The sequence below is a fragment of the Nostoc sp. DedSLP03 genome, assembly GCF_034530815.1.
GTDB lineage: Bacteria > Cyanobacteriota > Cyanobacteriia > Cyanobacteriales > Nostocaceae > Nostoc.
This window is the reverse complement of sequence record NZ_JAVRCK010000007.1, coordinates 49,385-72,630: the sequence shown is the minus strand read 5'-3', so window position 1 is coordinate 72,630 and position 23,246 is coordinate 49,385. Positions and strand designations below refer to the sequence as shown.

15 protein-coding genes are annotated in these 23,246 nt (G+C 43.4%); 7 read left to right on the top strand and 8 right to left on the bottom strand.

The window, feature by feature from the left end; all coding sequences use genetic code 11:
• The first annotated feature begins 67 nt into the window (after positions 1-67).
• The gene (locus RM368_RS05250; RefSeq protein WP_322693074.1) at positions 68-913 is read left to right on the top strand and encodes a hypothetical protein; all 846 of its coding nucleotides are present in this window, start codon (positions 68-70) and stop codon (positions 911-913) included.
• Between the two features lie 45 nt (positions 914-958).
• Entirely contained in the window at positions 959-1,744 is a 786-nt protein-coding gene (locus tag RM368_RS05245) for an RDD family protein (protein WP_322693073.1), read from the top strand.
• A 189-nt stretch (positions 1,745-1,933) separates the two neighbouring features.
• Here the strand turns inward: RM368_RS05245 and RM368_RS05240 are convergent, their stop codons facing one another.
• Positions 1,934-2,722, bottom strand: coding sequence for a DUF1868 domain-containing protein (locus tag RM368_RS05240; RefSeq protein WP_322693072.1), 789 nt, complete (start codon positions 2,720-2,722; stop codon positions 1,934-1,936).
• A 228-nt stretch (positions 2,723-2,950) separates the two neighbouring features.
• Between RM368_RS05240 and holA the strand changes: the two genes are divergently transcribed.
• Both holA and RM368_RS05230 read left to right on the top strand, forming a co-directional pair.
• Positions 2,951-3,940: a DNA polymerase III subunit delta gene (gene holA, locus RM368_RS05235; RefSeq protein WP_322693071.1), complete on the top strand. Its 990-nt coding sequence runs from the start codon at positions 2,951-2,953 to the stop codon at positions 3,938-3,940.
• Positions 3,941-4,049: 109 nt separating this feature from the next.
• Positions 4,050-4,532, top strand: a complete 483-nt coding sequence (locus RM368_RS05230) for a DUF4168 domain-containing protein (RefSeq protein ID WP_322693070.1) — start codon at positions 4,050-4,052, stop codon at positions 4,530-4,532.
• 344 nt (positions 4,533-4,876) lie between these two features.
• Here RM368_RS05230 and RM368_RS05225 read toward each other — a convergent pair whose 3' ends face one another.
• Together RM368_RS05225 and RM368_RS05220 are read right to left on the bottom strand one after the other, a co-directional pair.
• Positions 4,877-8,854 (bottom strand): PAS domain S-box protein, encoded by a 3,978-nt coding sequence (locus RM368_RS05225; protein WP_322693069.1) that lies wholly within the window; start codon positions 8,852-8,854, stop codon positions 4,877-4,879.
• Positions 8,855-9,040: 186 nt separating this feature from the next.
• Positions 9,041-11,410 carry a glycoside hydrolase family 31 protein gene (locus RM368_RS05220; RefSeq protein WP_322693068.1) on the bottom strand — a complete coding sequence of 790 codons (2,370 nt, stop codon included), beginning with the start codon at positions 11,408-11,410 and terminating at the stop codon, positions 9,041-9,043.
• A gap of 478 nt (positions 11,411-11,888) precedes the next feature.
• Here RM368_RS05220 and rsgA point away from each other — a divergent pair, with 478 nt between their 5' ends.
• Positions 11,889-12,950 (top strand): ribosome small subunit-dependent GTPase A, encoded by a 1,062-nt coding sequence (gene rsgA, locus RM368_RS05215; protein WP_322693067.1) that lies wholly within the window; start codon positions 11,889-11,891, stop codon positions 12,948-12,950.
• A 194-nt stretch (positions 12,951-13,144) separates the two neighbouring features.
• Here the strand turns inward: rsgA and RM368_RS05210 are convergent, their stop codons facing one another.
• The 3 genes from RM368_RS05210 to RM368_RS05200 all read right to left on the bottom strand — a co-directional run bounded on the left by RM368_RS05210 (position 13,145) and on the right by RM368_RS05200 (position 16,184).
• A complete protein-coding gene (locus tag RM368_RS05210) occupies positions 13,145-14,152 on the bottom strand; it encodes an aldo/keto reductase (protein WP_322693066.1) in 1,008 nt (335 codons plus the stop codon).
• A 73-nt stretch (positions 14,153-14,225) separates the two neighbouring features.
• On the bottom strand, positions 14,226-15,005 hold the full coding sequence (locus tag RM368_RS05205; RefSeq protein ID WP_322693065.1) for a carboxymuconolactone decarboxylase family protein: 780 nt from the start codon (positions 15,003-15,005) through the stop codon (positions 14,226-14,228).
• A 120-nt stretch (positions 15,006-15,125) separates the two neighbouring features.
• Positions 15,126-16,184, bottom strand: coding sequence for an NAD(P)-dependent alcohol dehydrogenase (locus RM368_RS05200; protein WP_322693064.1), 1,059 nt, complete (start codon positions 16,182-16,184; stop codon positions 15,126-15,128).
• 481 nt (positions 16,185-16,665) lie between these two features.
• Here RM368_RS05200 and RM368_RS05195 point away from each other — a divergent pair, with 481 nt between their 5' ends.
• Positions 16,666-17,649: an AraC family transcriptional regulator gene (locus RM368_RS05195; RefSeq protein WP_322693063.1), complete on the top strand. Its 984-nt coding sequence runs from the start codon at positions 16,666-16,668 to the stop codon at positions 17,647-17,649.
• A gap of 203 nt (positions 17,650-17,852) precedes the next feature.
• On the opposite strand, the gene RM368_RS05190 is transcribed toward RM368_RS05195, so the two are convergent.
• Both RM368_RS05190 and RM368_RS05185 read right to left on the bottom strand, forming a co-directional pair.
• Positions 17,853-18,149, bottom strand: coding sequence for a hypothetical protein (locus RM368_RS05190; protein ID WP_194043762.1), 297 nt, complete (start codon positions 18,147-18,149; stop codon positions 17,853-17,855).
• A 288-nt stretch (positions 18,150-18,437) separates the two neighbouring features.
• Positions 18,438-20,534, bottom strand: a complete 2,097-nt coding sequence (locus RM368_RS05185) for a TonB-dependent receptor (RefSeq protein WP_322693062.1) — start codon at positions 20,532-20,534, stop codon at positions 18,438-18,440.
• Positions 20,535-21,082: 548 nt separating this feature from the next.
• Here RM368_RS05185 and glgX point away from each other — a divergent pair.
• On the top strand, positions 21,083-23,209 hold the full coding sequence (gene glgX, locus RM368_RS05180; RefSeq protein WP_322693061.1) for a glycogen debranching protein GlgX: 2,127 nt from the start codon (positions 21,083-21,085) through the stop codon (positions 23,207-23,209).
• Positions 23,210-23,246: the final 37 nt, after the last annotated feature.

Genomic DNA, 23,246 nt, shown 5'->3' with positions numbered 1-23,246 from the left:
ACTGAGTTTAACTTAGCTTAAGATAGCCTCAAATCGATCTCCGTAATTTCAAGGGAAATTTAGCATTATGTCTGAAAACTTTGGATCTTCCGGCCAGATACAACCACTGAGTATCGGTAACGTTGTCAGTGCTGCGGTACGGTTGTATCGTTCTCATTTGAAGACTTATCTTAACCTAGCTGCGATCGCTCACTTATGGGTTCTAGTTCCTGTGTATGGTTGGGCAAAATATGCAGCCATTTCTGGACTCATTTCACGCTTGGCTTTTGGAGAATTGATTTACCAACCTGAAGGTGTTCAAACTGCCAGAAGCCATATTAATCCACGTCTTTGGTCATTTTTAAGAGTTGGTTTGCAAGTAGGTATATATTTACTGCTAATTTATATTGGATTAGCGATCGTGGGCGGTGTAGTAGCTAGCTTGATCGGAGTAGTATTAGGAGGAATATTAGGTACTTCAGGCGTTATAGTCATAACCACATTGGTAATAATTGTAACGGCAGGCATTATATTGTTAGGACTAACCTGGTTCTACTCCCGTTGGATAGTAGCTGAAGTGCCCTTAGCAGTTGAGGAAAATATCAATGGTGGCGAAAGTGTTGCCAGAAGTTGGGAGCTAACTAAAGCCTCAGTCTTTCGCATTCAAGGCATTGTTTTAGTTGGTTTTATCGTTACAATGCCGTTGGTGTTTGTATTAAACTATATACCTAGCTTATTTCTACTTAAGCTTGAGCCTGGTACTGCTATTTACTCAATTGTTAATCTTATTTCTGTGATTGGCAGCTTGATCGGTGGAGTTTTAGTCATGCCATTTTGGCAAGCACTAAAAGCTGTTTTATACTTGGACTTGCGTAGTCGGCGTGAAGGTCTAGGTTTGCAATTACGAGAACCTCCCTCGCAAGATTTTCGTTAACTCAATACCTTAATCCAACTCTATTAATTTTGAATTAGTTAAAATATGCGCTTTTTTAATCGCATCACATTCCAGACTCCAGAAAGTGTAGAGTTGGAATTCACTCTAGCGGGAATCGGTAATCGAGTTTTGGCACTCTTGATTGACTATACAGTGTTGGGTGTAACTTTGCTTCTGTTTGTCCTTACTTGGAGTGTCTTCTCGACACAGTTGTTAAATTTTGTTGAATATTTTTTTAAAAATTTAACAAGTTTAGATATTTGGCTGTTAGCAATTTTCTTTATTATCGCCTTTGCAATTTACATCGGCTATTTTGTATTTTTTGAAACCTTATGGTTTGGAGAAACTCCTGGTAAACGGTTTGCTAAAATTCGTGTAGTTCGAGATGATGGCAGACTGATCGGGTTACAACAAGCAACGCTACGTGCTTTACTGCGACCCTTTGATGAAACTTTGTTTATCGGTGCGTTTTTAATTATGTTGGGTAGCCGTGAAAAGCGCTTAGGTGATTTGGCTGCTGGCACAATTGTAATTCAAACCCAAGCACCCACTGCATCTGCAAAATTGACAATTTCGGAACAGGCAAAAGGACTTCACGAACAGTTAATCGAAATTGCTGATTTCTCGCAATTGATGCCAGATGATTTTGCTGTTATTCGTGAGTATTTACAGCGACGCGGTGCAATGTCGTTAAAGGCAAGAACCTCACTATCTCTAAAGCTAGCCGAGCAAGTTAAAGCTATTATTAATTTAGAAAAATTGCCAGAAGCTGTTACGCCTGATGTATTTTTAGAAGCAATTTACCTCGGTTATCAACAACCGAAATTTTAAGCTAATTACTAATGAGTAGTCAGTAGTCAGTGAATGGAAACTACTGACTACTAATTAAGGGACTTTCAAATAAAAAAATATCCAACTATTTATTGTGGGATGGGCGACACGAGCGCCCAGTAACCAAAGGCGGGCAAGATGCCCACCCCACAAGATTGGATAATTTATTTCTTGGAAGTTCCTAATTACTTAAAAATCCAAAATCGGCCAGTCTGATTCACGATAATAACGTGTCATGTTGTCAAACTTTCGTAATTCAACACGATCGATCGAGAATTCTGGCAAATTCAACAGCCATTGTTCATTCAATTGAGAAAGCATTGTGCTGAAGTTTATGCGGTCTAGGTCAGATGGAACCTCCCCAAAATAGGCTAATGTAACATGGGCTGTGAAGTGATAATGCTGCTCAATACCCAAAGCAATTAACTTGGGATTTTGATAAATTGTTCGGCGAAATTGAATAATTTCCTCGTAACAGCGTTCATCTTGGGGGACTAAACAAATGGCTATGGCTCTTGGCATCAGTATTAGTCCCAGCATTTGCCATTTAATTGGATGACTTCTGTTTGTCATCAATTGTTGATATTTTTGAAATATTTCAGCTAAACAAGAGTGTAACTCCTCGTCAAATTTAGGATTATTTTCGTAGGCATCAAGGTAAGCATTGTCCCAAATTAAATCCGCTAAAGTCAGATGGAAGCTAGCAGGAGGTACAGGTACAATCAAATTACGGTTTACAGGCAACTGCAAAAGTTCCTGTTGATAAGTCTGTAATTTGGCATAGAAAGCAGAATTGTGTGATTCTTCTTCTGCCGGCGGGGTAATTAGCGTATAGCCAGGAAAGGATGCCGCTTGTCTCAACCCAGAATTTAGCTGAAATTTAGAAGATTCCTGAATATGCTGGGCTTGGGATCTGTAGGCTTCTGGCAGCGTCAGTCTTGCTAACCGATTTAAGTAAGTTTGATAGTTGTCGTCCAATCTTCATAGCCTCACGCTCTCACTTGATAGATTTTAGGGAAAATTACCTTGATTAAGAGAATGATTTCAAAAGTATTTAATCTTTAGGAGTTGGGAGTGGGGAAGAAGCAGGGGAGCAGGGGGCAGTTCTTGCTGGGGGAGAATAAAAATTACCTCTTTCCCCTCTGCTCCCCGCTCCCTGCCCCTTGTCCTCTTTCCAATGCCCAATGCCCATTTAGAGGTTTTTCTATGCCAATCTATGTTTACTGGGGTGAAGATGATTTTGCGATGGAAAAGGCGATCGCACTTTTGCGCAATCGCGTCCTCGATCCTCAATGGACAAGTTTTAATTACACTGCATTCTCCCCAGATCGAGCTGATGCTGCTATCCAGGCGTTAAATCAAGCGATGACGCCGACTTTTGGCGCTGGTGGGCGTTTGGTATGGCTGATAAACACTACTCTGTTTCAGCACTGTCCAGAGAACGTGTTGGCAGAATTGGGGCGATCGCTAAGTGTCATTCCCGAAAACTCATTTTTATTGCTCACCAGCCGCAATAAGCCAGATGAACGCCTCAAATCCACGAAATTGTTAAAACAGTTTGCTACCGAATTCCGAGAATTTCCTCTCATTCCACCTTGGAAAACAGAATTACTGGTGCAATCTGTTAATCAAGCAGCCCAAACAGTGGGCGTGAAACTGACTGCCAATACTTCCCATCTGTTGGCAGAAGCCGTAGGAAATGATACACGGCTTCTTTACAATGAGTTAGAGAAATTACGGCTATATGTCCAAGATAGCAATCAGCCTTTAGACACAGATACTGTTACAAAGTTAGTAAGAAATACTACCCAAAATAGCTTACAATTAGCAGCAGCAATCAGAACAGGAGATACAGGTAAAGCTTTGACAACACTAGCAGATTTGAGCAATGCTGACGAGCCGGGATTACGGATAGTTGCGATACTGATTGGACAATTTCGCACCTGGCTGTGGGTGAAGATTATGATAGAAAGTGGTGAACGCAATCAACAAGCGATCGCTCTTGCTGCTGACATCGGTAATCCCAAACGAATTTACTTCTTACAGCAAGAAATTAAGCTGCTTTCTGTGCAACAGTTAATCTTTTGCTTACCCCTACTGCTGGAATTAGAGGTTAGCCTTAAGCAAGGAGCATCAGAAATGTCAACACTCCAGACAAAAGTAATCGAACTTTGTCAAGTATGCCGAGGAAATTGACAATCAAATATAAAAGCTTAATCTATTGAGCAGTTCCTGGAACTTCCAACTCTGAAAATAATTCAAAGTTCTTATAATATCCCTGATGTAGTTTCGTGTCATACACTATATGAAGAAAATTTCTGATTTAATTTCCGGAACTGGCCGAAAGCGAACCCTGTCGCGATCGTTATTTTTCGGTGCGATCGCTACTGCAAGTTTGATTTTCAATGGTTTTTCATTGAGTTCTAAAGCTGACGCTCAAACTCCAGCACCAATAGTTAACAATACTGAAATCGACAGTTACGCTCAAGCTGTGCTAGCAATGGAGCCAGCCCGTCAAAATGCTTTTGAAGAAATTAAAAAACTTATTGGCAATGGAGAAATTCCTCAAATTGTTTGCAACGATTCTAATAGCATAAATGGTCTTCCAAAGAAGGCTCAAGATATCGCAGTTAACTACTGTAACCACGCTCAAAAAATTGTCGAAGATAATGGTTTAAAATTTGAACAGTTCAATAAAATTACTATAGAATTACAAAATAATACTATTTTAAAAAGGCAGGTTTACAATACCCTATTACGCCTGCAACAACCTGCTGAGTCTCGATAAGTAGAAGGGGCTACTTCAATTAAGGCACTTAGTAAGAAAGTGGCTAATTACTATGGGAATCAAAACTCAATTATTCGGACATTATCGTAGTCCTATTTGATTCATGAGAATATAGATAAGGCAACGAACCTCTTTCTCTAGGAGACATAGGGGTGAATTTAATTCATATTCCCCAATGCCCCACTTCTAAGTCCGTCCTAATACTATTCGGTTAAGGCAAGAGACGCGATGAATCGCCGTCTCTACAATAATAATTGGTCTTTCGTAATAGCATCATTTGTCAACGTTGCGGCTGGAATTCTCTTTTGTTCTCACATCCTCGTGGGGCATACTGATGTCGCTGACTAAACTCCAGGGGGTGGGGGCAGAGGGGCAAAAGAGCCGAGGTGGGCATTCTTCAGAAGTGGTAGTTTGACGATAAACGTCGCTCCTTGTTCTTTGCCTGGGCTATCCGCGCGGACAGTACCGCCATGTAATTCTACTAAATGACGGACGATCGCTAATCCTAGTCCTAATCCACCATAGATTCTAGTACTAGAACTATCAGCTTGACGAAAGCGATCGAAAACGTAAGGAAGAAAATCAGGACTGATACCAATGCCTGTATCAATCACCTGAATTTGGGCATATTTATCCGTTGTCTGTTGTTTTTCTTGTCCGCTAACCACTGACAATTGCAACTCTACCCTTCCGCCAACGGGGGTAAATTTGATGGCATTGGATAGGAGATTCCAGATGATTTGTTGCAAGCGCTCGAAATCGCCGGAAACTAAATATTGAGAATTTTTACTCGGCTTGCTGTCATTTGAATGTTGATTAGTTTGGGATTGTGCTGCTGGAAATTCGAGATTTTCGTGATTAACTCCTAATTCCCATGAGGAAATTAGGGAAAATCTCAAATCGATTTCCTTGGATTGAGCGGCTAAACTAACAGTCTTGATGGCTGACTCAATTATGGGAACCAAATTACAAGTACGGATATTGAGGCGTAACTGACCTCTACTCATCCGCGATATATCCAGCAGGTCTTCAATTAACTGGGTTTGCGCTTTGGCGTTGCGCTCAATTGTCTCCGTTGCTCTAGCCATTTGGCTATCACTGAGCTTGCTTCGTTGCAGTAATTGCGCCCAGCCAAGGATGGCATTGAGGGGCGATCGCAATTCGTGCGATAATATCCCTAGAAACTCATCCTTCATCCGGTTGGCTTGTTGTAACTGCTCAGTTTGTTGTTGCAAAGAAGCAATTAAACTAGCCCGTTCCATTGCGATCGCTATTTGGTCGCATACTGCTTGCATCATCCCTTTTTGATTGTCGGTGAAGCTTAACCGAGTGCGGCTGCCAAAAGAAAGAGTACCCAACAACCGTCCTTGGGCGATTAATGGGTATGCATAATAAGCTGTAATTCCTAAAGAACGAATCAATTCTGTTTTCGGGTCAATTGATTGCTGCACATTCTCTACAGCAATTGCACAACGCTCCTGGGCGACAGTCCCACAAACCGCTTCACCAAATTCCAAGGACTCGATTTGCTTTGCTATCTCCTGGGAAAAGCCGCTGTAAGACTGTAGCCGCATTAGCTGAGAGTTATCCTCAACCAAATAGTTAAAGTAAATATCTAAACCAATTTGGTCTCTTAGTTTTTGGTAGAAGCTATCGATTAGTACTACTGGTTGCTGACTCGATAATAAATCGTTGGCTGTGTCAAATAGTAGCTTTAACCTTTTGTAACTTAATGAGAGGGCTTTTTGTGCATCCTTGAGGTTGCTGATTTCTTGGAACACCAAGATACAGGTAGCCGGATGACCGTGCATTGCTGGCAAGGTATCAGCAAATACTAGTATAGATAGCACGCCAGCGGGAGTGTGCCAGTCCACCTCCAATCCATTCAGGCGTTCGCCACGGGAAACCCGTACTCCTGGCATCAGTTCATTGGGGATGCGATCGCCAGCGGCATCTGTATAGTAGTAAGCTGTGTGATAATCTTCGGCGGGTATCCCTTTGGGAAATTCGCCCCCAGCTAATTCGTCAGCAGAGCGATTGGCAAAAGTTACCCGCGCCGTTCCTGGTTCGATAAACAGCAATGGTCTTGGCATCAGATTTAACACATCCTCTAGCCATTTCTGCTGATTTAGGAGTACTTCTTCTGCCTGTTTGCGCTCCGTAATATCTAAAAATGTGCCAACGCTGCCTCTGGTTTTACCCTCTTCGTCAAACAAGGGTGCAACGTACTCCAACAGCTTGACAATTTTGCCATTTTCATGAATTACATCAAGTTCATAATTGATAACCTCAACACCATGAGCAGCAGAGTACTGCATTGGGAGTTCTTCTGTTGAAAGTTCCCTTCCCTGGCGGTATACTTTAAAGCTTGTAGGTTTTTCATCCAAGGGAGCGGTAAGGGAAGCATTTGTATCTGACGATATCCCCAACTGCTTGGCAAAAGCAGGGTTGACCTTGATATTTTGGCATTTTGGATCTTCGGCAATGCCAATTCCAATGGGAATTACCTCCAACAAAGTTTGTAATTCAGTAATGCGGCGCTGTAGATCCCTGTTTAGCTGTAAGATTTGTTCTTGGGTCTGCTTTTGCTTGCTGATGTCGCGAGTCACAGTTGCTAAGGCAATTGGCTGACCTGTTTTGTTATCTGTAACAGTGAAGACGTTGTAATCAACTGGTATCGGTTGACCTGTTTGCAGATGCCGGAAGCAGAATTCTCCCTGCCAGCGTCCTTCTGATAGTACAGTCGGCAGTATATATTTTTGAAAATAAACTTTGTCTTTGGGCATGAAGTAATCTAATACTGCTTTTTGTCTTACTTCATTCAGGTTGGCAAACCCTACCAACTTTTGGCCTGCATCATTTATGTAGAGTAATTGACCCTCAAGGGTGGCAATGCCGATAAAGTCAGAGCTATTTTCTACCAGCAATGCTAATTTTTGTTGTTCTGCTTCTGCTTGTTTGCGTTCGCTCAAATCGAGGATAAAAGCTACTGATTCTTCGCGGTTTTCTCCTAGCAGCACGTAACCAACTAAAATCGGGATACGGCTACCATCCTTACGAATAAATTCTTTCTCGTAGGGCGTACAAGCAGCGTTGGTGTTTCCTTGGGCTTCAGCGATACCTTGCTCGTCTAAATATAAATACTCTGGTGGTGTGAGATTGCGCCAACTTAACTTACCAGCTAACAAATCTTCCCGCGCGTAACCAATCATCCTTAAGAATTCGTCGTTTGCCTGCTGGATACCGCCATACACATCGCTAAAGAGGATACCGATGACGTTAGCATCTACAAAACTCCCTAGTTTAGCTTCATAGGTTCTCAGTGCTTCTTGAGCAAGGTCGCGTTGATAGCTGAGGCGTTCAATAACCCTGGCACTTTGCCAAATCAAAATAGTAAAAATTACAATCAGAACGATCGCAAATACCGATACTGCAAATGCCGGATCGTATTGTCCTGCTCGTTGTCCTTCGACAATTACCCACCCTAATATAAAAGGTACTGCGATCGCGGCAACTAGTAAACGACGTGCAAGTAAGCCGCCGTAACTATCACTTGTAACTACCTTCATTAAGCCATGTTCTGCCCGCGCCCACAGAATACCTATACTTAGGAAGAGGAACAACATCGCTGTGTGTAACGCCATTGATGTTGTATAAGGGGCGAGTCCGTAGAGAACTTTCACTTGGTAGGCATAGCCCATCAGCGCTTGAAAGGAAATTAAAGTAGCAATCAGAGCAATAATTTGGGCATACCAATAACTGCGGTGGGTTTTTAGATGAATCAGAATCTGTAGGGCGACACTGACCAGGATAAAGTTCAGTCCTGTGTTCGCCCCCATTCGCCCCGGATGCAATGTCGCTATACTAGTTTGCGAATCACGGAACACCAACTCATCAATGCCCAGATTCCAACCGAATATATATTGACACAGAGTAAGCGCCGCAATTGTGGTGACAGCTATTGCACAGACCTGAGAGATTAGAAAAGTAAGTACGGGCAAGGAGGCTGTAGAACTGTGCGGGTAATTTTGAATTCTTCTTTCCCCCCTGCTCCCCTGCTCCCCTGCTCCCCTGCCCCCCTGCTCCCCTTTTAAAAATAGCCACAGCGACACACCACACAACACAAAACAAAGCGCTGTGTTGACTTTCATCGTGGCAGGACTACCAGGGAAGCCGCGCTTAAGAACTTCAATACCAAGACACCAGCCAACTAATACCAAGCTACCAACAAAAACAGCGATCGCACTTGCGACTCTTGCCACAAGTGCATTTGTAGAGATTTTAAATCTATCTTGCAGCCGCAAGCGGTTAATATTTAACATTGAGTGTTCTCTAACCGCATCTATCTAGCGTAGTAAACTTACGTATTTCTTACGAGCTAATCATTCATGTTCCTTGTATTTTAAATTACACTTCCGCTGCTTTTTCATCTACCTCTATGCATATTTTTTCGTGCATAATTTAAAATAAAAAATAATGGTGGCTCAAAAACCACCATTACGAGTATTTCAGAATTGCAGACTATGTGGCTTACCGTCATCTTGAAAGCGTTGCTCTCCAACACCAACAAGCTCTACAATCGCTTCGCGTGTTGGAGGTGTCCACTTTCCAACTCTTGCTGCAATTTCCACTACTGTTTGGCTTGCCTGGGTAAATACACGGATGTTAGTTATTGAGTGGTTATTATCTTGATACTTGCTTGTCTGTCCATCATCTTCAAATAACTGATATTCGTTGTTACCAGGCCAAATTCGTAACCGAATCTGGTCGAGTGGCGATTCATCAACGTATTGCCTGACAGGTTGCATAGGAACGATCGCACCGCTACCGACATACAATGGCATTCTTTCTAATGGTGCATGAGCAAGAATGTGAATCGGGCCTTCATAGCGATCGCCACTCCACCAATCATACCAAGTGCCAGCGGGTAAGTAGACAGCTCGATGCTCCACTCCAGGGCGGTAAATTGGTGCAGCCATCAGCGATGCACCTAGCAATACTTGATCGTAGAGGCTATAGGTTTTCGGATCGTTGGGGAAATGATATAATAAAGGTCTTAAAATCGGTGCGCCCGTGGTTGCCGCTTCCCAGAAAAGACTATAAATATAGGGAAGTAATTGGTAACGTAGATTAATGTATTCTCGACAGATATTTTCAACGCGATCGCCAAATACCCAAGGTTCATGACGAGCAGTAGACATTGCCGAGTGACCGCGCATCAATGGGTAAAGCATTCCTACCTGCATCCACCGAGCGAATAATTCAGCAGTGGCATTACCAGCAAACCCGCCAATATCGCAACCCACAAACCCCACACCCGAAAGTCCCATGTTACAAAGCATCGGCAGAGACATTTCTAAATGCTCCCACAACGATTGGTTATCTCCCATCCACACAGAAGACCAGCGTTGCACACCAGCATAACCCGATCGCGTTAACACAAAAGATCGCTGTGAACTTCGATGCCGTTGCAACCCTTCATAAGAAGCTTTAGCCATCATCAACCCATACAAATTATGCACTTCTGTATGAGTTACATCAATTCCTAATTTTGAATTTTGAATTTTGAATTTTGAATTTTCTCCTCCCTGCGGTGCATCTAGAGGAAACCAAATCTTTTCTCCATCATCGCCGAAAGGGCGATCGTTTATGGCAGGTTCATTCATATCATTCCAAATTCCTGCCACACCAATATCAGTTAGGCTTTTGTGTAAATCAGCCCACCAGTTACTCACATCAGGACGTAAAAAATCAGGAAAAACAGCTTTCTCAGGCCAAACATAGCCGTGAAACAAGGTACCATCAGCTTTACGCACAAAATAATCGTTTTCTATTCCTTGGTCAAAAACATGATAATTACCTTCTGGTTCATACTTCACACCAGGATCGATAATTGTGACTGTTTTGAAACCATCTTCTGCTAAATCACTAATCAGTTTTGCCGCGTTGGCAAAGCGTTGAGGACTCCAAGTAAACACTCGATAGCCCCGCATATAGTCAATATCCAAGTGAATAACATCGCAGGGAATGCGGCGTTGACGAAATTCCTTTGCTAGTTCTCGCACAACGTTTTCTGATTCGTAACTCCAACGGCATTGATGATAACCTAGCGCCCATTTCGGCGGTAATGGCATTCTCCCAGTTAGCTGAGTGTAAGTCTCCAATATTTGGGCTGGTTCAGGGCCGTAGATAATGTAATAATCCAATTCACCGCCACGAGTTTCCATCTTCCAAATACCTGGTTGTTCAGCACCGATATCGAACTGACTCCAAAAAGTGGTGTTGAAAAAGATGCCATAGCTTACCTGCGGACGCAAAGCCATAAAAAATGGAATTGCCTGGTACATTTCATCAGTTAGTGAATCATAATCTAAGGCATCCGTTGTCCAGTTAGTTTTTACTTCGCTGAGTTTATCCAGAAAGCCAGTACGTTCACCAAAGCCATAGAAATGTTCGTCGGCGGCAATTTCCTTCCACCCTGCAACTGCACCCATCCGCCAACCCATTCCCATATCCGCATCTTGGGCGAAGGGACGATTAGCTTTCTCAAAACAGGTGATGCGACACTTTTCCCGCTGAACGCACACCCGAATCTGTGCTGTTTCAATTTCGATTGTTGCTTCAGTTTCGCGCACTGCAAAAGGTGTTATTGTCCATTCTGCATCATCTGGCGTTACTGCCCAAGAGCGACGAGGCATAAATTCCCCATTGGGTGCGAAACGCACGCGGATTAAATTTGGAGTAAGTACACTGATAGTCAGGCGTGAGTCGCCACAGTCAAAATTAACAATATTATTTTCCCAAGTTACAGTTTTTACATTGCTAATAGTTGTCCAAGCTTGGTTAGTTGTGGGTAGTTTTCCGAAATATTGCGGCATATCAGTTATTTAGCAGGTAAACACTTATCCGCATTCATGATTACAGAGATACTCACCCTCAAACTCTTTCTTTCGCTAGAAGTTGCTGAAAGATGAGCAGATATTTTTTACCAAAATTGTTTTTATAATGTACAAATTTGTGCATTGGTCTTTCAAGACACGATCAATCGCGTCTCTACATTATGGTTAAAATTGCATAATTTAAACGAATTTTCTGGAATAAGCTAATGTAATAATGGAGATTATTTACTGTAGTACACAAGGAGGACGAACTATGACTGAATTACTAGCAGTCCGGGTTACTTTGACCATCCCAACTCAAAGAACGCAAGGCGCAGAGATTCTGTTCAGTCCTCTTTTCTACAGGAATGAAAACTAGAATTCACAGACATTCTGGTGTGGGGAGTTCTCCTGCATAGAAGTGTCTTCCTCTGTGGAACCTTGTGCAAAACAAGTAGCACACATCGAGGAAACATCAATGAATTTGGATTATTTAGGCTGGAGTGACTTTTTTGCTCGCAGTTTTGAACCCTATCGCTTACAAGGATTTAGCGTTGGTAGGGTTGCCATTGAATACAGAAATACTTACACCCTCTATAGCGAACAAGGGGAACTTTCAGCAGAAGTTTCAGGTAAATTGCGGCATCGTGCTTCTCAACCACAAGATTTTCCCGCCGTTGGAGATTGGGTTGTGATTAGTGTCAGAGAATCTGAAGGACGAGCCACTATCAACGAGATTTTACCCAGGAAAAGCAAATTTTCTCGCAAGACGGTGGGTAGTAAAACAGAAGAACAAATTGTTGCAGCAAATATTGATACAGTCTTCTTAGTCTCAGGATTGGATGGCGATTTTAACCCAAGAAGAGTTGAGCGTTATTTGATTCTGGCTTGGGAAAGTGGTGCAAATCCGGTAATTGTGTTAAACAAAGCAGATTTGTGCAACTCTCTAGAAGAGTATTTAACCCAAATAGAAGCAGTTGCTTTGGGTGTACCAATTGCAGTTTTAAGTGCCACCAATCATCAAGGATTGGATGCCTTAAAACCTTACTTGCAACCAGGACAGACAGTTGCTTTGTTGGGATCTTCTGGTGTTGGTAAATCCACCATCACCAACCAACTGCAAGGTGCATCAGTGCAAGTTGTGCAACCAGTACGGCAAGGTGATGACCGAGGTAGACACACAACAACTAATCGTGAGTTGATTTTGCTCTCTACTGGCGGATTAATTATTGATACTCCAGGAATGCGGGAAATCCAAATTTGGGCAGGTGATGAAGGTTTGCAAGAAACTTTTGCAGACATCGAAACCTTGGCGCAAGATTGCCATTTCCGCAATTGTCAGCATCATAACGAACCGGGTTGTGTTGTGCAGCAGGCTTTAGCTGAGGGAGAACTTGATTATTCCAGGTTTCTTAGCTACCAAAAGTTACAAAAAGAACTCGACTACCTTAACCGCAAACAAGACCAAAGGGCGCAATTAGCTGAGAAAGAACGATGGAAGAAGATTCATAAATCCATGCGAAATCATCACAAGCGCTAGTTGCACAGGTGTCAGTATCGAATGGCACTAACAAAAGGTAAATTGTCGAGGTAGCAAGGGGGCAGGGGAGCAGGGAAGCAGAGGAGCAAACAAGAGGAGGGGGAACTTTTGAGTAAAGTGCTTTGTTGCATCTTTCCCCTCTACTCCTCTGTAACCCTTATGCTGCCTACTATACGGCTTAAGTTAGTGCCAGTTTAACGACCAGTCATTTGCTCTAGCTTTTCGGGATACCGAGCGCCTTGCACCTCGATCTTGGAGGCAGCGTCATCGATGTCACGCAGATCGTCGGGTGTGAGTTCGACTGAGACTGCCCCGATGTTTTCGTCCAAGCGATGCAGCTTTGTGGTGCCTGGAATCGGAACAATCCACGGCTTCTGGGCAAGGAGCCAGGCGATCGCAATTTGAGCAGGTGTCGCTTGCTTTTGTTCGGCGATGCTGCCGAGCAGATCGATCAGGGCTTGATTCACCTTGAGAGCCTCCTTAGTGAAGCGAGGCAGGGTGCTGCGGAAGTCGGAACTGTCAAAAGTCGTGCTTTCGTCGATCTTGCCCGTGAGAAAGCCCTTGCCCAAAGGGCTGTAGGGGACAAAGCCGATGCCAAGTTCCTCCAGGGTCGGTATCACTTCCGCTTCAGGCTTTCTCCACCACAGTGAGTACTCGCTCTGAAGTGCCGTGACGGGCTGAACCGCGTGGGCGCGACGAATCGTTTGCACTCCTGCTTCCGAGAGTCCAAAGTGCTTCACTTTACCTTCCGCAATCAGTTCCTTCACTGCTCCGGCCACATCTTCGATCGGCACGTTCGGGTCAACCCGGTGCTGATAGAGCAAATCGATCGCTTCCACCTTGAGTCGCTTAAGCGAACCTTCCACGACTTCCTTAATATGCTCCGGTCGGCTATTCAGTCCGGGTGAACCCTTCATCCCACGCGGATCGGAATTCGGACTGATATCGAACCCGAATTTGGTGGCGATAACCACTTGGTCGCGGAAGGGAGCGAGGGCTTCACCCACCAGATCTTCGTTTAAGAACGGGCCGTAGACCTCGGCGGTGTCAAAGAATGTAATACCGCGATCGACGGCAGCCCCCAGAAGGGCGGTCATCTCCTGTATGTCTTTGGGCGGGCCATAAGAAAAGCTCATTCCCATACAACCAAGCCCGATCGCTGAAACTTCTAAGTTGCTGTTTCCAAGTTGGCGCTTTTGCATTTTTTGCACTCCTGTCTTTGAATTAAAGGAATTAGAGAACATATTCTTCACGAGTCAATCGCGATCGTCACCATTACTCCGTCACCACTTCATTCAGGCATTTCAACGCATTCAGTGTTCGGGGATATCCCACCCAAGGCAACAATTGTGTAATCAGATCCAGTAGTGTGTCTTTGCCGTTTCCGACATTCAGGTTGCCTTGAATGTGCCCCTTTATCTGCGATTCAACCCCGCCCAGAGCTATGAGGATAGACAGTGTAATCAGCTCCCTTACTTTGATGTCTACCCCATTGCGAGTGTAATAATCGCCAAAGCAATTGGCAGACAGAAACCTTTGAATGTGTAGCTGGTCTTTGGGCGATCGCTCATACATTTGATCGATCGTCTCGCCAAACACAGCTTTCTGTATTGCCAGCCCTTTGTCGTAGCGTGTTTCCGGGTTGGTGGTCGATTGCCCTTCTAAAGGTAATTGAATGCCCCTGTTGGACATCACTTCATTCGTGGCATGGACGAAATCAAATGCTTTTGCCATACCCACGTAAGGTACTGACTGATACAGGATCTCTTTGATTTCAATCGGCGTTACTCCAACATTGAGCGCAGCGTCCACCATAAGCCTGTATTCACTTACTGCTTGGCTGCCGATGATAGATGCCAGAATCAGCACGACTCTTGTCTTTGTATCCAGCTTGCTCTGAACAATTACTTCGTCGAAGGCGAAGTTGTCAAAGACTTCGATCAGTTCCGGGTCGGTTACTTTCAGGGTCGATTTGTGGTTTGGAAATAGTTTCTCATGGTTTTTATGTGCCGCTTCACTTATCCTTATAAAGTCCTTCTGCGGTGTATTTGTCATCCGCACCTCCTTCTTTGAGTCACAGTTCTGTGTCCAGCGATTCCGTCTATAATCCCGTGCGCTTTTCCAATTCTTCTGGATAGCGATCGCCTTCTACTGAAATTTGCGCTAATGCCTTGGTTATTCAGATTTCAGGGATGCCATATCAATCACGAAGCGGTACTTCACATCGGACTTGAGCAGGCGATCGTAGGCTTGGTTGACCTTTTGGATGGGGATAACTTCGACATCTGCGGTGATGTTATGTTCGCCGCAAAAGTCGAGCATCTCTTGGGTTTCCGGGATGCCGCCGATGTTCGAGCCAGAGAGATTGCGGCGGCCCATAATCAGGCTAAATGCCGAAACATCAAGGGGAATCGGGGAAGCGCCGACTAGGGTGAGATTGCCATCGAGGTGGAGCAGGTTGAGATAAGCGTTGATGTCGTGCTTGGCGGAAACGGTGTCGAGGATGAAATCGAAGCTGCCAGCGTGTTTCTGCATCTCTTCGGCATTGCGGGAAACGACCACTTCATCGGCACCCAGTCGGAGCGCGTCTTCTGTCTTGTCGGCTGAGGTGGTGAAGACGACAACGTGGGCACCAAACGCACGGGCGAACTTCACGCCCATGTGTCCCAGTCCCCCAAGACCGACTATGCCAACTTTCTTGCCTTTGCTGACGCCCCAGTGACGCATGGGTGAATAAGTTGTGATTCCAGCGCAAAGAAGCGGTGCAGCTCCAGCGAGATCGAGGTTGGAGGGAACGCGCAGCACGAAGCGTTCATCAACGACAATGCTATCGGAGTAGCCGCCGTAGGTAACACCTCCAAGGTGCTTGTCTTTTGAGTTGAAGGTGAGGATCTGATTCGGACAGAAATTCTCAAGGCCAGCTTTGCAATTAGGACAGGTACCATCCGAATCCACCAAACAACCGACTGCCGCGAGGTCGCCGGGCTTATACTTGGTAACTGCCGAGCCGACTTGGGTAACACGTCCGACAATCTCATGACCGGGGACAATCGGGTAGTTCGTGGACATGAAATCACTCCACTCATTACGCACTGAATGGAGATCGGAATGGCAGATGCCACAGAAGAGAATTTCGAGCTGTACGTCGCGATCGGTTGGATCGCGCCGCTCGATTGTGTCGGAAGCTAGCGGTGCAGTCGCATTGACTGCGGAGTAAGCTTTGGCGTTGTACATAAATTGATGCTCCAATCTAGAATATGTCTACTCGGTCTTGAATCTGTTTTAGTATTGTTCGTCGCTGACCTTTTCCATCCAGTCCACGAGCTTGCCGTCGAATACCTCCTGAGTGGCGATATCAGTCATCGCCGTTGGCGGTGAAGGTGGCGACAATGCTTTGTTGTACGTTTAGGGTTTGATCGGTTTGGCGACTTGATCCCATTTCGGTGGCTGTCCCAATCGTAGAGATTGAGCATTTATCGCTTCTCTATCAATAGGGATGGATTTTTTCAGAAGCAAGGTTAGCCTTGATGCCGTTTTGGTTATCAGTAGGTGAGTTTCTTACCCAATCAAAACTGAGTTTTTTATTAAATAAAAATCTAGACGCTTGCAAGAAGCCGGAATCGTTTTTGATTGCTTTAGCTTTATCTTAGGCATTTTGGAGGAAAAACAATAAAACGATCGTCTAAGATTGTTGTACAATCCTGCAAACTTAGAAATGAACGCTGTTAAAACGAGTGAAAAGTCCGATCGCGATTTAATAAACAACCCGCAGGCAAAGCGCGAGGCAAACAGAGTGCAAGCCAACAGAGACGAACTGACTGAACGGATTGCCCAGGCTATTCCTCATGATGGGACGATTGAGCCACTCAAAGGTTTGCACTTCAACCGCTCCTCTTCGCCTTTGGAATGCGTTCATAGTGTCTCTATCCCTGCCTTTTGTGCGATCGCTCAGGGTAGCAAAGAAGTTCTTTTGGGTAGCGATCGCTATCAGTACGACCCGATGCATTATCTGCTGGCTACGGTCGAACTGCCAATTATCAGCCAAATTCTGGAAGCGTCCAAGGCGCAACCGTACCTTAGCCTTCGCCTCGATCTCGACCCCACCCTCGTTAGCTCAGTGATGGTCGAGGCAGGGTATACCTCATCGCGCAGTCGTGCTGATGTGAAAGCGATTGATGTAAGTCCATTGAATGCAAATCTGTTGGACGCTGTGGTGCGGCTTGTCAGGCTTCTAGATTCCCCTGCTGAAGCTCATGTTCTCGCACCACTGATTAAGCGGGAAATCATTTACCGACTCTTGATGGGAGAGCAAGGTAATCGGCTCCGTCATATTGCAGTTCTCGGTGGCTACACCTACCACATCGCCAGAGCCGTTGAGCGACTTCGTAAAGACTTTAACGAACCGATCAAGATTGAAAGCATCGCCCGAGAACTGGGAATGAGTGTATCGGGCTTCCACCATCACTTCAAGTCTGTCACTGCCATGAGTCCCTTGCAGTACCAAAAGCAACTGCGGCTCCAAGAGGCTCGCCGTCTGATGCTGGGGGAAAAGCTTGATGCTACCAGTGCTGCCTACCGCGTGGGTTATGACGATGCTTCGCACTTCAACCGAGAGTACAAGCGGCTCTTTGGTGCGCCACCGATGCGTGATGTGGAACGGCTGCGAGAAGCTGCTAGGGAGATTGCTAGTTCAATATGATGACAAAATTTTTGACTGCAAAAAAGCGATCGCTCGCACCCTGCAATCAGAAGCTACGCATTTATGTAGAAGAGATATTTCAATAGGGATGATTACAAATTAAAAGATACAAATATTTCTGGCGATCGCTTGATATCTCTAATCTTAATCATTTTTAACCAAAAGCTGGCAGAGGGTTTGTTAACAACAATGACAATACATCTCTACTCCCAAGTGGAAACATCTCGCAGCAAATTAGGAATTTCTCCTTGAGATAAGGGAAACTCTAGTAAAGTTTCTCTAATACCCAAATATCCTGATTCAGCAAACGATAAAAGCATTCGTGAAAGCGCTAGCCAAACCTCCGGTTCGTATTCCCAATCACGATAACGTGAAGCTTGACCAGCTATTGAACGTAATGCCCAAAAATAAGAGTTTCTTACTACCGAACCACCCTTTTTAAACTCTGGCAAATCTTCGTGATGGATAAAAAGTATTTTATTTTCAATTCTGGCTCTCATGTCAGCTATTTGTATCGAAGGACAGTAACAAAAAATTCTTCATAAAAAGAATTATAACCTGGGTAATTTTTTGTAAATTTAATAGTACTTATTACGTTTTTAATGATATTTTCTTTGCTACGTAATCTCTCACAAATCGGTTCTACCCTGCGAATTGGAGGATCTTTTTCAGCTTTCTTGAGCAATGGTATTGGTGGTAGTCTTGGAGAATATAATTTCTCCGCCAGTAAATAGTAATGGAATTTCAATGTAGAAAGGTTGTAACTGCAACCTTTCTACATTGAATGCCTAAAAATTGGCATTTAAACCCAGACGAAAAGTAAATCCAGGGCTATATATGCGATTAACTCGCTCATATTGCTCACCGAGTAGATTTTCTAAGTAAACTGTCAGTCCTAAATTGCTAGTTAAAGGTATACGCCCGCTCAAATCTAAATTCACGAAAGACGGTGCAAAATCTGTAGGCTTGTCAGTAGGGTTAGTGAAGATGGATCTGCGAGCGCCACTATTGTAGGTAACATACAAGTTAGCTTGCCAACCTGAATTTTCATAACCCACACCAGTTTGCAATACAGAGTACGGAATCAAACCTAGTTGTAAACCTTTCTCTGTCCCTGTTTTTATTTGGGCATCTGTATAAGTATAGTTGAGGAAAGTTGACCAGCCAGTGGCAATTTTTAATTGCAATGCAGCCTCTAAACCATTGGTATCTACTAATCCAATGTTTGCCCATTTTCCGGCGATGACTCCCAAGCGATCGCCTATACTACTACCAAAGTAAGTAAACTGCCCAATCAGATTTTGAGAAAAATTAACATCGACTCCCGCAGTCCAAGTTGAGCCAATTTCTGGTCTTAAATCAGGATTAGGTGCCCAACCATGAACTGTATCATAAACATACAACTGATCTAACCCAGGATTGCGTTGTCCCCCTGCCCAACTTCCACGCACTGCTACTATTGGTGTGACGGCATAACGTAACCCAACACTAGGATTGAGATAATTTCCAAATTGGCTATCAAAGCTTTGTCTTAGCCCTAAATCTATCAGAAAATTATCGCTAATATTCCAAGTATTAACAGCGAATAAAGCTGTATTGAACAAACTCTTATTTTCAGTTTCGTTATTGGCGATAGCAATAGGATTCGTACTCAAAACATCACCGGTTAAGTCGGTGTTTTTTAAATCTAATCCCCAACGTAATTTATTATTGGCAGTAATTTTCCACTCATGATCTACCCTGGCTGTAAGTTGTTGGGTATCTAAAGCTCCTGTACGGTAAAACGATCCTGTAGGGCCGTAAGTGCTAAAATAATCTTGGTTATAACCAATTGAGGTTGTTAGGTTAGAGCTTTCGCCATTACCTAGCCGAGTTTTCCAAGATAAGCCAATATTTAAACCATCGTGGTCTAATCTATCTCTTTGGAGAGGGAAACCGAAATAAATTAAACCGCGACGACTGCTGAGTGCAGTAACATCTAAATTCAAAGAATTTTTTCGATCTAAATCTACTCCAATGCTACCAAAATACGTACTTGTAGCTGTGTCTGCATTGAATAAAAATCCTTGTTCGTCACGATTTGCTGCACCTACAGGAACGCGGTAACGGTTATCTGTAAAGAATCTTTCAAAGCTAAAGTTGTACTTGACTTTATCGGATGAACCACCATAAGTTAGTTGTTGGTTATTTAAACTCAATGAGCCAAATTCTGCACTAGCGCTCAATTTAGGTTTGCCATAACCTTCCTTGGTGATAATATTCACAACTCCTCCAAAGGCTGAGGAACCAAATAAAGCGGAGGCTGTGCCGCTATATAATTCCACTCGTTCAATCGCCTCTACAGGAATACTATTTAAATCAGTTCCGCCATGATAAGTGTTGATATTAGTGTTAATTTGTCTACCATTAATCAAAAATACAGATTGATTAATTGAGGCTCCCCGGTAGTATGTACCTGTGTGAATATCTGCACCATGACCGACATCATTGATTGCAAAACCAGGCATTCTTTTCAAAATATCGGCTAAACTTGCAGCACCCTGCTTTTTAATTTCTTCTCGATCGATTACGTAAGTTGGAGTAGATTGGGGTAGGTTGTCTGGTTCTGCGATCGCTTCTATAGAAATGTCTGCATCATCGCTCGGAGTTTGCTCTGTTTCTGGTTGAGTTTCTTCTGGATTAACTTCAATCGGTACAGATTGTTGAGATAATAATTCAGCATTAGTGGCCGGTAGCTCAATTTCACTCAAACTCGGAATATCTGAAATAACTTCGGTTGATTTGTTAGTATTTCTCTGCTCAATTTCACTCTCAACCGCATAACTAGGAGACGCTATCAGTAAACTCGGTAAAGCAACTGTTAGCAACAAAAAATCCTTTTTCACGTTCTCTTTCACACCAAGTCAAAACAGTCACTACGTAGCATTGTGGCTGTAATAGTAAAATCGTGTCAAAAGACACGCTGTCATATTTCTACAGACCGGATGAGACTATTTGTCAATTTACTATGTGTTAAACTCTCGAGCGATCGCATTTAAATAAGCTAGAAGGGGATTTGGCCTAGATGATTTGGAGCCATGTAAACAGCCGTACCTTGCGGGAAGCTGTGGCAACAGTGAGGGTTTAAAATCCTTGCTTTTTAGCGTTAGCGCATCCTAACGCAGGCATCTGCTTCAGTCAAGCAGATTGCGCGGCGTGTCGCAGACACACAGGTTTCTTTCAGTCTGTTGCCCTCTAGATTAATTTTTCCAACTTAAGGAATAGAGATTTTATTACTAATGATAGAGTAAATAATATTATTTTTAAGTTAAGGTTGAATGTTATTGACTTCTAAAAAAATATTAGTAACTCTTAGATTTTAACTAATTATTCAAAAAAGTTGAAGTCAATAATATTTATTTGCAGAAAAACTAATATTATTCAAGATTTACTTATGTATGTAGCTGTATGGCCGGGAAATGTATATCCTTTAGGTGCAACTTGGGATGGTAAAGGAACAAACTTTGCTTTATTTTCGGAAAATGCAACAGGGGTAGAGCTTTGTTTATTTGATAATGATGACGAAGAAATCCGCTTGCCTTTGACAGAAAAAAACAATTTTGTTTGGCATGGTTACTTACCTGGAGTTGCCCCAGGCCAAAAGTATGGGTTTAGAGTACATGGGATGTGGGCACCAGAAGTAGGTCATCGATTTAATCCCAACAAACTATTAATTGACCCCTACGCCAAGGCAATTGACGGTGAATTTAGTAACGATCCAGCTGTCTTTGGCTACTCTCTAGACGCTGAGGAAAAAGACTTAGTTTTTTCCGAACTAGATGATGCCAAAATAATGCCCAAGTGTGTTGTGGTCGATCAATCTTTTGATTGGGAAGGCGATCAATTGCTTGCTACACCTTGGTATAAAACTGTTATTTATGAAACTCACGTCAAAGGTTTTACTAAACTACATCCAGATATTCCAGAAGAATTACGCGGCACTTATGCTGGATTGGCGCATCCGGCTGCAATTCAACACTTACTGCAATTAGGCATTACAGCAGTTGAGTTGATGCCAGTACATCACTTTCTATCTCATCCGGGACATTTAGAAGGAAAAGGATTAAGCAATTACTGGGGCTACGATTCTATCAATTATTTTGCCCCTTATTCTACTTACAGTGCTAGTGGTACTAGAGGAGAACAAGTCACTGAATTCAAGCAAATGGTCAAGGCACTACATTTTGCCGGAATTGAAGTGATCTTAGATGTAGTCTACAACCACACTGGCGAAGGAAATCATTTCGGGCCAACGCTATCTTTGCGAGGTATTGATAATTCTGTATATTACCGTTTGGTAAAGGACGATCCTCGCTACTACATGGACTTTACAGGCTGCGGTAACTCTCTGAATGTGCGTCATGCTCAAGTTCTGAAGTTAATCATGGATAGCCTGCGCTATTGGGTAACAGAAATGCATGTAGATGGCTTCCGCTTTGATTTAGCCTCGGCGCTGGCGCGGGAATTATATGAAGTAGATAACCTATCAGCTTTCTTTGATATTATTCATCAAGACCCAATCTTGGCAGATGTAAAGCTGATTGCTGAACCTTGGGACTTAGGAGAAGGCGGCTATCAAGTCGGGAACTTTCCACTGCGTTGGTCTGAGTGGAATGGTAGATATCGGGATACTGTTAGAGATTTTTGGCGTGGTGTAGATGATAGTTTAGGACAATTTGCCTACTGTTTTACTGGTAGTCCTGACTTGTATCAAACAAACGGGCGTAACCCAAATGCAAGTATTAATTTCATAACTGCTCATGATGGTTTCACGTTAAATGATTTGGTCAGCTATAACGAAAAGCATAACCACGCAAACGGGGAAGATAATAGAGATGGTGAAAGTCATAATAGATCCTGGAATTGTGGTGTAGAAGGCGAAACCGACGATCCAGAAGTAATGCGTTTGCGCGAACGGCAACGACGAAACTTTTTAGCAACCCTAATGCTATCTCAAGGTGTCCCAATGCTATTAGAGGGGGATGAAATTGGTTGTAGTCAAAATGGAAATAATAATGTTTACTGCCAAGACAATGAGATTTCTTGGCGACATTGGGATTTACATAAAGCAAACTCGGATTTACTAGACTTTACACGCGAACTGATTAATTTTCGCCATCAGCATCCAGTATTCCGACGACGTAAGTGGTTTCAAGGTCGCCCCATTCACGGTTTAGGTATTAATGATATTGCTTGGTTTAATTCTGATGGCAGTGAAATGACTGAGCAACAGTGGCTAGTTAGTTATGCCAAAGTAATGGAGATTTTTTTGAATGGGCAGGGAATTGCTACTCCAGGCGATCGTGGTGAGCGGATTATTGATGAAAGTTTTCTGATATTTTTTAACGCTCACTACGAGTTAATTGAGTTTGCTTTACCCGATGACTTTAAAGAAAAGGTATGGGAGATAGTAATTGACACTAATGAACCTCGGTTTTTAGAACGAGGAAAATTAGTTTCCGGCTCTCAAAGTCTACCAGTTTCAGATCGCTCTCTGATGGTATTACGCCTGATCGGTTAGTAGTATGAGGAGAAAAAAATACTCAATTTTATAGAAA